This window comes from Streptomyces sp. NPDC059454, from assembly GCF_042749965.1.
Lineage (GTDB): Bacteria > Actinomycetota > Actinomycetes > Streptomycetales > Streptomycetaceae > Streptomyces.
The window spans coordinates 45,401-55,447 of the sequence record NZ_JBHYVC010000051.1 but is presented as its reverse complement, the minus strand read 5'-3'; the positions used below and the strand labels follow the sequence as shown (position 1 = coordinate 55,447).

Below are 10,047 nucleotides of genomic sequence, written 5' to 3'. Positions count from 1 at the left end.
GTCCGGCACCGCGGTGCCGGACCGGCCGCACATAATGGAATGTCTGACCGACTCCACCTGGAGGTACCGTGGCCGGTTCCCGTTCCCAGAGCTCCGGGCTGCGCGCCCTGCGGCCCGTGGCCTTCGGCGCGGACCCGAGTGGCGAGCGCATGGCACGCATCCGCAGATCCCCGCACTTCAAGGACGGCGTGTTCCAGAACCCCGGGGGCAACGCCCGGATCCGCCCGTCGGGGTCGGCGCGGGACCTGGCGAAGACCTATGTCGACAAGGACTCCCGGTCCCGGCGCGCCCCGAAGGGCGCCGTCCCGGTGCACCCGACCACCCTGGCCGACATCTCCCGTCCGCCGGCCACCGGGCTGCGCCTGACCTGGATGGGCCACTCCAGCGTGCTCGCGGAGATCGACGGACACCGGGTCCTGTTCGACCCCGTGTGGGGTGAGCGCTGCTCACCGTTCCCCTTCGCCGGACCCAGGCGGCTGCACCCCGCCCCGCTGCCGCTGGCCGCGCTCGGTCCGGTCGACGTCGTCGTGATCTCCCACGACCACTACGACCACCTGGACCTGCCCACGATCAAGGCGCTGGCCGGCACGGACACCCTGTTCGCCGTGCCCCTCGGTGTCGGCGCCCACCTGGAGCGCTGGGGCGTGTCCGCCGGGCGGCTGCGCGAGCTGGACTGGCACGAGGCGACGAAGGTCGGCGGACTCACCCTCACCGCCACCCCGGCCCGCCACTTCTGCGGCCGGGGCCTGCGCAACACCCAGCACACCCTGTGGGCCTCCTGGGCGGTCGCGGGCGAGGAGCACCGGATCTACCACAGCGGTGACACCGGCTACTTCGAGGGCTTCAAGGACATCGGCGCCGACCACGGCCCGTTCGACGCCACGATGATCCAGGTCGGCGCGTACTCGGACTTCTGGCCCGACATCCACATGACGCCCGAGGAAGGCGTCCGGGCCCATCTCGACCTGCAGGGCGGTGAGGCGGCCGGCGTGCTGCTGCCGATCCACTGGGGAACGTTCAACCTGGCGCCGCACCCGTGGGCCGAGCCGGGGGAGTGGATGGCGGACGCGGCGGGGGCCGTCGGGCAGGCGGTCGCGTTCCCGCGGCCAGGTGAACCCTTCGAGCCGGCCGGGGAACCGCCGGCCGAGCCCTGGTGGCGGACGCTGTCGGCACCGGTCGTACGCCACTGGAACCGGGCCGGGGGCCTGGACGCCGCCCCGGCCGTCCAGGCACCGGCCATCCCGGCCGCTCCGCCCGCCGGGGGCGACCTGGACCTCGCCGGCGACCGCTGACCCCTCCGGCCGTACGGTGCCTCCTGCACCGTACGGCCTTGCTGGATAATGCGAGCATGCGGATCTCGGCCAGGGCGGACTATGCGGTGCGTGCCGCGCTGCAGCTCGCCGCCGCCCCGGAGGCCTGTCCGCTCACCACCGAGGCGATCGCCGCCGCCCAGGAGATCCCGCGCAAGTTCCTGGAGGGCATCCTCAACGACATGCGCCGGGAAGGTCTGGTGATGAGCCGGCGCGGTGCCAACGGCGGTTACCGGCTGGCCGCGCCGGCGGACGACATCAGCATCGCGGACGTCATCCGGGCCGTCGACGGTCCGCTGGTGTCGGTGCAGGGGGTGCGGCCACCCGACCTGTCGTACACCGGCCCGGCCACCGCCCTGCTCCCGCTGTGGATCGCCCTGCGTGCCAATGTGCGGCAGATCCTGGAAGGCGTGTCCCTCGCGGACGTCGTCTCGGGTCGGCTGCCCGACGGTGTCATGCGGCTGACGGACGCCCCCACTGCCTGGACCAATCCGTAGCCGTATCCGTAGCCGTCCCGTTCCCCGGGACGGACACGTCCGGTTGGTGGATGCTCCCTTGCCCGGGACCGGCCACTCCCACAGGATGATTCCCTACTAATCCAATAGGGAAATGGGGAATCGTGGGTGAGGTGGAGGTGATCACCGCCGCCGGGGACTTCTGGCGGCGCGTCACCGACGAGGTCGCCGACGATCTCGCCGTGGACGCGATCGACCGCGAGCGGGCCGGCAAACCGCCCTTCGACGAGGTCGCGCGGCTGCGGGAGTCCGGACTGCCGGCCGTGCTCACCCCTCCCGCGCCGGACGGACACGGGATGGGCTGGCGGGACGCCTCCGCCGTGGTCCGCCGCATCGCCGCCGCCGACGGCTCGATCGGTGAACTGCTCGGCCGCCATTACGTGTTGTCCTGGAGCGCCCGCTTCTTCGCCGCCCCGGAACACGCCGCCGAACTGGAGGCGCGCGCGGCGGGGGAGCAGTGGCTCTGGGCGGGCGACACCGCCGCGCACCGGCCGCTTCCCCGCGGCGACCTGCCGGGTCCCACGCTCACCCCCGCCGCCGACGGCGGCCACCTCGTCCTGGACGGGCACCGCGCCCTGCCCACCGCGGTCGACGAGGCCGACCGGCTGGTGCTCGACGCCGTCTGCTCCGTCACGCACGAGCCGGTCGTCGTGGTCGTGGACGCGCGGCATCCGCGCGTCGGCCGCGAGCTGTCGCAGGACCGGCTCGGCCAGCGGCTCACCGGTGCCGGTACCGTCCACTTCGACGGCGTACCGGTCGTCTCGGCCGACGTGCTGGGCCCCGCCGGCCGCGACGAGGACATGACCCCGCCCCACGCCGCGCTCGCCCCGCACGCACTCGGTCTCATGCTGACCCAGGTCGCGTTGGGTGTGGCCGAAGGAGCGCTGGCGGAGGCCAGGGACCTCAGCCGCTCGGCGCGCCACACCCGGCCGCCGCACGACGACGCCGACCTCCTGGGGGTCTACGGGGAACTCGCCCTCGCCCTGCACACGGCCTCGGCGGTGGCCGACCGTGCGACGGCGGCCATGGCGGACGCCCTCGCGGCGGGGCGGGCGCTCGACCACGAGCGGCGCGCGGACACGGCCGCCCAGGTGGCGATGGCCGGGGCGGTCACCGCCAGGGCCGCCCTCCTCACCGGCGAGCGGGTGTCGGCGCTCACCGACGCGGACGGCGTCGACCGGTTCTTGCGCAACATCCTGGCGCTGGTGGACCGAGGACCCGCCGGTCCCGCCATGCGGGCCATCGGCGACCATTATCTGAACGCCGTACGAGGTGGTGTGCCCTCGCTGTCCTGGCCCGACCATTACGGTGAGTGATGTTCTGGCCGAAGGGGTGAGGGGTTCCGGCGGGTGCCGGGAGTGCCCGGCCCGCCGACTCCGGACGGGGTGAAGGCGTACCGGCCGGGTTCGGGCGGCGGGGAGTCCGGTGCTCCCCGTGGACTCGTGGCGACCGCTTGTGACCAGTGTCGATCATTCTTTGTCCACTCTCGATCCCTCGTTCGTGAGGGTTATCGGTCTGTCGTACGAGGCCTCATACCAGAGCGCGATGCTGCCCGTATGAGTTTGTCAACTGCCCACCGCACATGATGCGGTGGTGACTACGGTGAGTGTCGGCCGGGCGGCACCGCGGCACCTCATGCCGTAGGGCGCTTCTGCGTCAGGGGCCGCGTCCAGCAGTCGGATCAGGGAGCGGGGACCGGTACGTGCAGCCACAAGGCGGACGAGGGAGCGGACGGGGCGAAGGGTCCCGGCGCCCGGGCCCGGCCGGTGCCCCGGGGCCGGCCGGCGTGCGGGGCACCGTCGGCACCACGGTCGTGGCCCGCAGGCCGGATCACACCGAGGCGCACCCCGCCGACGCCCGGGCCCGCCGGGCCGGTCCGGCGGCCCGCGCGGACCGCCGCGAGGGCGGGCGGCACGGCCGGCCGCCCGCTCCCGCGCTGCCCGATACACCGATACGGCCCCAACTGCTGCGTCTCGCCGTGCTCCCGCCCGTGGCGGTGGCCCTCAGCGCCTGCGCGGCCGTGCTCTTCACCGTCCGCTCCACCGGGGTCCGGCCGAGCCTCACCCTGTGGGCCGTCCTCGGCGGCGCCACCTCGGTGACGTTCGCCGGCATCGTCATCGCCGCCGTGGCCGCCGACCGCGCCGCCCGGTCCGTGCACGACCGCATCGGCACGCTGCGCCGGAGCACCGCCCGGCGCGAGGCCGACCTGGGCACCCTCGTCGAGGCACTGCGCCGCGGCGACGTCCCGCCGCCCCCGCGCGGGCGGCGGGACGAGCAGGCCGATGTCCCCGACGACGACGCCGACTTCGGCCTGCTCGCCGCCGACCTCGCCCGCGCGCACGACGGGGCCGTGCACGCCGTCGTACAGGCGTCCCAGCTCTCCAGCCAGACCGGCAACGAACAGAAGCTCGAGGTGTTCGTCAACCTCGCCCGGCGCCTGCAGTCCCTGGTGCACCGCGAGATCTCCATCCTCGACGAGCTGGAGAACGAGATGGAGGACCCCGACCTGCTCAAGGGGCTCTTCCACGTCGACCACCTCGCCACCCGCATCCGCCGCCACGCCGAGAACCTCGCCGTGCTCGGCGGGGCCGTCTCCCGGCGGCAGTGGAGCAACCCGGTCTCCATGACCGAGGTGCTGCGCTCGGCGATCGCCGAGGTCGAACAGTACTCACGGGTCAAGCTCGTGCCGCCCGTCGACGGCACCCTGCGCGGGCACGCCGTCGCCGACGTCATCCACCTGCTCGCCGAACTCGTCGAGAACGCCACGGTGTTCTCCGCCCCGCACACCCAGGTGCTGCTGCGGGCCAGCCTCGTCACCTCCGGGCTCGCCGTCGAGGTCGAGGACCGCGGACTCGGCATGCCCGTCGGGGAGCAGGACCGGATGAACGCGCTGCTCACCGACCCCGACCAGGTGCACGTCGCCAGCCTGCTGGCCGATGGCCGGATCGGCCTGTTCGTGGTCTCCCAGCTCGCCAGGCGGCACGGCATCCACGTCCGGCTCCAGAGCAACATCTACGGCGGGGTCCAGGCCGTGCTCGTGGTGCCGCAGGCACTGCTCGGCACGGAGCCCGGGGCCGCCGCCGCAGGCGGGCCGGACGCGGCACCGCCGCCGTACGACCGCGGCACCGGCGCCGTCCCGACGGTCCGTCACATGCCCGCCGCACCGGCTCCCGTGGACGCGCCGCCCGCATCCGCCGTCCCCCTCACGCCCGTGCCCCCGCAGCCCCGTCCCCACGTCCCGGCCCCGTCTCCCTCCGGCGACGCGCTCACCCCGCCGCTGCCCCTGCGCGGTGCCCGTGAGGTGCGCCCCCACTCCGCCGAGGCCGTACCCGGCGTCCACCACGGCGACCGGGACGCCCTCACGGACCACGGGACCACGCCCCTCACTCCGCGCGGCGGCACGGTGCGCGGCACCATGGGCAAGCCCCAGCTGCCCCGCCGCCGCGCCCAGGAACACATCGCCCCACAGCTCCGCGACGGTCCCGCGCCCCGCCAGGACACCGAGTACGTCGCCGGGCACGACCCCAACCTGATGGCCGCCTTCCAACGCGGCGTCAGCCGCGCGGAGTCCAGGCGGGAGTCCCCCGCGGCACCGCGGCCCGCCGTCCCCGCACCCCCCACCGACCACCCCGCCCGGCACGACGGGAGCGCGCCCGCCGGATGACCGGCACCGTCCCCAGTGCTCCCGCAGACCTTCGTACCCCAAGGAGTCGATCCACCATGGCGAGCGATGCGCCGACCGTCCAGGTATCCGACCTCGACTGGCTGATGAGCGGCCTCGTGCAACGCGTACCGCACACCAACAGCGCCGTACTGCTGTCCTGCGACGGACTGGTGAAGTCCGTGCACGGCCTCGACCCGGACGCCGCCGACCACATGGCCGCCCTGGCCTCCGGCCTGTACTCCCTCGGCCGCAGCGCCGGCATCCGCTTCGGCGACGGCGGTGACGTCCGCCAGGTCGTCGTCGAGCTCGACTCGACGCTGCTGTTCGTCACCACCGCCGGCTCCGGCACCTGCCTCGCCGTCATGGCCGGCCGCGAGGCCGACGCGGCGGTGCTCGGCTACGAGATGGCGATGCTGGTCAAGTCCGTACGGCCGTATCTGATGACCGCTCCCCGCCAGCAGGGCGTCGAACCGCCGGCGATGAGGCCTTGAGCGTGACGGCGGCCGGTGACGGGCCCTGGCTCGACGACGCGGCCGGACGGCTGGTGCGCCCCTTCACGGTCAGCAACGGCCGCACCCGTCCCACCGTCGCCCTCGACCTCATGTCCCAGGTCAGAGCCACCGGCGCCACCCCCCTCGGCTATCTCGGCCCCGAGCACGCGCAGGTCCTCGACCTGTGCCGCGCCCCCGTCCCGGTCGCCGAGGTCGCCGCCCATCTCAGACTGCCGGTGGCCGTCACCAAGGTGCTGCTGGCGGACCTCGTGGAATGCGGGGCGCTGACCGACAAACCCCCCGCGTTCCACCACACCCCGACGGACCGGGCCCTTCTGGAGGCAGTGCTCGATGGACTACGACGACAGCTCTGACCACGCCGACGGCGCGGACCACGGTGACGCCCCGTTCCCCACCGCACTCAAGATCCTGGTGGCGGGCGGGTTCGGCGTGGGCAAGACGACCTTCGTCGGCGCGGTCAGCGAGATCGCGCCACTCAGCACGGAGGAACTCCTCACCACGGTCAGTGCCGGCACCGACAACCTCGACGGCATCGAGAACAAGGTCGAGACGACCGTGGCCATGGACTTCGGCCGCATCACCCTCGACGCGGAACACGTGCTGTACCTGTTCGGCACCCCCGGCCAGGAACGGTTCTGGTTCATGTGGGACGAACTCTGCGAGGGCGCGCTCGGCGCGGTCATCCTCGCCGACACCCGGCGCCTGACGGAGTGCTTCGCGGCGGTCGACTTCTTCGAGCAGCGCGGTCTCGGATTCATCGTCGCCGTCAACGAGTTCGACGGCTCCTTCCGTTACGACCCCGGGGAGGTGCGCGCCGCCCTCGACCTCCCCGCGGAGATCCCCGTCGTCCGCTGCGACGCCCGTATCTCCAGCTCCGGCGTCCAGACCCTGCTGACCCTGGTCCGCCACCTCATCGCCCACACTCCGGCCGCCGCGACGGGGTATGGCGCCCACATGTGATTCCCGCACACCTTCGGAGCCCCTATATGACCTTCCCCCATGACCTGGGAGCCCGCCCATGAGCTACGACCCGCCCCGCCCGGCAGGTCGTCTGCTGCTCACCCCCGAGGACGGCCAGGCGCCGGAGCGCGCCCGCAGGCTGCGCCGGCTGGGGCTGGGGGAGCGCCCCGAGCCCGCGCTCGACGCCTTCGCGTACGGCCTCGCCGAGCTCACCGGAGCGCCGTACGCCATGGTCAACCTGCCTGGTGAGGAGGGGCAGTTCTTCGCGGGTCTGCACACCCCGCCCGTCGCACCCGTCGTGCGGAGCGACGGCACCGGCGCTCTGCTGGGCCGGGTGCTGCCCCGCGACCACGGCTTCTGCCCCCATGTGGTGGCCCGGCGCAAGGCGCTGGTCCTGGGGGACGTGAGCGACTACCCGCGGTTCGCGGGCAACCCGGTGGTGGACGAGTTCGGTATCCGCTCCTATCTGGGCGCACCGCTCATCGACAGCACCGGCATGGTGCTCGGCACCGTGTCGGTCACCGACATCCAGCCACGTGCCTGGGGGCAGCCGGGGCTCGCCGCCATCAAGGCGCAGGCCGCGGATCTCGTCGTACGGCTGGAGCGCCGGGAGGGCGACGGGCTGCCGCTGTGACCCCACGCGGCACGGGGCCGGACGGGTGACGGTGTGAAGGAAAGCTGTGGCCGCGCTTAAGAAAACCTCGATGGACCGGTGAGGGTGTCGTACGGCAGATTGCAGTGCGATTCCACTCCTCTTCCCGGACCGGGGCCGCTTCGGCGTGCCCGGGGGCCGGGACTTAACCCTCAGGAGCCGTAGCGTTGAAGGCGCTGGTCAAGGAGAAGGCGGAGCCCGGGCTGTGGCTCGCGGACGTCCCGGAGCCCGCCGTCGGACCCGGCGACGTGCTGATCAAGGTGCTGCGCACCGGTATCTGCGGCACCGACCTGCACATCCGGTCCTGGGACGGCTGGGCGCGGCAGACGATCAGCACCCCGCTGGTCCTTGGGCACGAGTTCGTCGGCGAGGTCGTGGAGACCGGCGGGGACGTCACCGACATCAAGGCGGGTGACCGGGTCAGCGGCGAGGGCCACCTGGTGTGCGGCAAGTGCCGCAACTGCCTGGCCGGCCGCCGCCACCTGTGCCGGGCCACGGTCGGCCTCGGCGTCGGACGCGACGGCGCCTTCGCCGAGTACGTCGTGCTCCCCGCCGGCAACGTGTGGGTGCACCGGGTCCCCGTCGACCTCGACGTCGCCGCGATCTTCGACCCGTTCGGCAACGCCGTCCACACCGCGCTGTCCTTCCCGCTGGTCGGTGAGGACGTCCTCATCACGGGCGCAGGACCGATCGGTCTGATGGCCGCCGCCGTGGCCCGGCACGCGGGTGCGCGCAACGTTGTGATCACCGACGTCAGCGAGGAGCGCCTGGAACTCGCCCGCAAGATCGGCGCGACCCTGGCGCTGAACGTGGCGGAGTCGACCATCGCCGACGGGCAGCACACCCTCGGACTGCGCGAGGGCTTCGACATCGGCCTGGAGATGTCCGGCCGGCCCGAGGCCGTGCGGGACATGATCGCCAACATGACGCACGGCGGCCGGATCGCGATGCTCGGCCTGCCGGCCGAGGAGTTCCCCGTCGACTGGGCCCGTGTCGTCACCTCGATGATCACCATCAAGGGCATCTACGGCCGTGAGATGTTCGAGACCTGGTACGCCATGTCGGTGCTGCTGGAGGGCGGCCTGGACCTCGCCCCCGTGATCACCGGCCGCTACTCCTACCGCGACTTCGACGCCGCCTTCGAGGACGCGGCCGGCGGCAGGGGCGGCAAGGTCATCCTCGACTGGACCGCGTAAGCCATCTGCCTCTCTAGGAGCTTCCCGACATGTTCGACTCCGTGCGCGACGACCTGCGCGCCACCCTCGACGAGATCCGCGCCGCCGGACTGCACAAGCCCGAGCGCGTCATCGGCACCCCGCAGTCCGCGACCGTGAACGTCACCGCCGGCGGCCGTCCCGGCGAGGTCCTCAACTTCTGCGCCAACAACTACCTCGGCCTCGCCGACCACCCCGAGGTGGTCGCCGCCGCCCACGAGGCGCTCGACCGCTGGGGCTACGGCATGGCGTCCGTGCGCTTCATCTGCGGTACCCAGGAGGTGCACAAGGAGCTGGAGGCGCGGCTGTCCGCGTTCCTCGGCCAGGAGGACACGATCCTCTACTCCTCCTGCTTCGACGCCAACGGCGGCGTCTTCGAGACGCTGCTCGGCCCCGAGGACGCGGTGATCTCCGACGCGCTGAACCACGCGTCGATCATCGACGGCATCCGGCTCTCCAAGGCCCGCCGCCTCCGCTACGCCAACCGTGACATGGCCGACCTGGAGCGCCAGCTCAAGGAGGCCGCCGAGGGCGGCGCGCGCCGCACGCTGATCGTCACCGACGGCGTCTTCTCCATGGACGGCTACGTGGCCCCGCTGGACGAGATCTGCGACCTCGCCGACCGCCACGGCGCCATGGTCATGGTCGACGACTCGCACGCCGTCGGCTTCGTCGGCCCCGGCGGACGCGGCACGCCCGAGCTGCACGGCGTCATGGACCGCGTCGACATCATCACCGGCACCCTCGGCAAGGCGCTCGGCGGAGCCTCCGGCGGCTATGTCGCCGCCCGCGCGGAGATCGTCGCCCTGCTGCGCCAGCGCTCCCGCCCGTACCTGTTCTCCAACACCCTCGCCCCGGTGATCGCCGCCGCCTCCCTGAAGGTCCTCGACCTGCTGGAGTCGGCCGACGACCTGCGCGTCCGGCTCGCCGAGAACACCGCCCTGTTCCGCCGCCGGATGACCGAGGAGGGCTTCGACGTCCTCCCCGGCGACCACGCCATCGCCCCGGTGATGATCGGCGACGCCGCCCGTGCGGGACGCCTGGCCGAGCTGCTGCTGGAGCGCGGGGTGTACGTGATCGGCTTCTCCTACCCGGTGGTGCCGCAGGGGCAGGCCCGCATCCGCGTCCAGTTGTCCGCCGCGCACTCCACCGAGGACGTCGACCGCGCGGTGGACGCCTTCGTGGCGGCACGGGTGGAGCTCGACGCCTGAGCGGAGCAC

General features: G+C 73.0%; 10 protein-coding genes. All 10 read left to right on the top strand.

Annotated features, from left to right (window positions below):
• The first annotated feature begins 68 nt into the window (after positions 1-68).
• Positions 69-1,292: an MBL fold metallo-hydrolase gene (locus ACFXAE_RS27495; RefSeq protein WP_384719540.1), complete on the top strand. Its 1,224-nt coding sequence runs from the start codon at positions 69-71 to the stop codon at positions 1,290-1,292.
• 56 nt (positions 1,293-1,348) lie between these two features.
• Positions 1,349-1,807, top strand: a complete 459-nt coding sequence (locus ACFXAE_RS27490; protein ID WP_384719538.1) for an RrF2 family transcriptional regulator — start codon at positions 1,349-1,351, stop codon at positions 1,805-1,807.
• A gap of 122 nt (positions 1,808-1,929) precedes the next feature.
• Entirely contained in the window at positions 1,930-3,141 is a 1,212-nt protein-coding gene (locus tag ACFXAE_RS27485; protein ID WP_384719537.1) for an acyl-CoA dehydrogenase, read from the top strand.
• 620 nt (positions 3,142-3,761) lie between these two features.
• Complete coding sequence (locus ACFXAE_RS27480) at positions 3,762-5,489, top strand: sensor histidine kinase (protein ID WP_384719548.1); 1,728 nt, start codon at positions 3,762-3,764, stop codon at positions 5,487-5,489.
• A 56-nt stretch (positions 5,490-5,545) separates the two neighbouring features.
• Complete coding sequence (locus tag ACFXAE_RS27475; protein WP_217131406.1) at positions 5,546-5,980, top strand: roadblock/LC7 domain-containing protein; 435 nt, start codon at positions 5,546-5,548, stop codon at positions 5,978-5,980.
• A 2-nt stretch (positions 5,981-5,982) separates the two neighbouring features.
• Positions 5,983-6,354 (top strand): DUF742 domain-containing protein, encoded by a 372-nt coding sequence (locus ACFXAE_RS27470; protein ID WP_384719546.1) that lies wholly within the window; start codon positions 5,983-5,985, stop codon positions 6,352-6,354.
• Positions 6,332-6,961, top strand: a complete 630-nt coding sequence (locus ACFXAE_RS27465) for an ATP/GTP-binding protein (protein WP_384719534.1) — start codon at positions 6,332-6,334, stop codon at positions 6,959-6,961. The genes ACFXAE_RS27470 and ACFXAE_RS27465 overlap by 23 nt, the downstream gene beginning before the upstream one ends.
• A gap of 58 nt (positions 6,962-7,019) precedes the next feature.
• On the top strand, positions 7,020-7,595 hold the full coding sequence (locus ACFXAE_RS27460; RefSeq protein ID WP_384719532.1) for a GAF domain-containing protein: 576 nt from the start codon (positions 7,020-7,022) through the stop codon (positions 7,593-7,595).
• Between the two features lie 185 nt (positions 7,596-7,780).
• The gene (gene tdh, locus ACFXAE_RS27455) at positions 7,781-8,809 is read left to right on the top strand and encodes an L-threonine 3-dehydrogenase (RefSeq protein WP_384719530.1); all 1,029 of its coding nucleotides are present in this window, start codon (positions 7,781-7,783) and stop codon (positions 8,807-8,809) included.
• 29 nt (positions 8,810-8,838) lie between these two features.
• A complete protein-coding gene (locus tag ACFXAE_RS27450; protein ID WP_384719527.1) occupies positions 8,839-10,038 on the top strand; it encodes a glycine C-acetyltransferase in 1,200 nt (399 codons plus the stop codon).
• The last annotated feature ends 9 nt before the right edge of the window (positions 10,039-10,047 follow it).

Coding starts and splice junctions, on each gene's coding strand:
- ACFXAE_RS27465 (WP_384719534.1), top strand. CDS start 6,332: ATGGACTACGACGACAGCTCTGACCACGCCGACGGCGCGGACCACGGT.
- ACFXAE_RS27460 (WP_384719532.1), top strand. CDS start 7,020: ATGAGCTACGACCCGCCCCGCCCGGCAGGTCGTCTGCTGCTCACCCCC.
- ACFXAE_RS27475 (WP_217131406.1), top strand. CDS start 5,546: ATGGCGAGCGATGCGCCGACCGTCCAGGTATCCGACCTCGACTGGCTG.
- ACFXAE_RS27490 (WP_384719538.1), top strand. CDS start 1,349: ATGCGGATCTCGGCCAGGGCGGACTATGCGGTGCGTGCCGCGCTGCAG.
- ACFXAE_RS27450 (WP_384719527.1), top strand. CDS start 8,839: ATGTTCGACTCCGTGCGCGACGACCTGCGCGCCACCCTCGACGAGATC.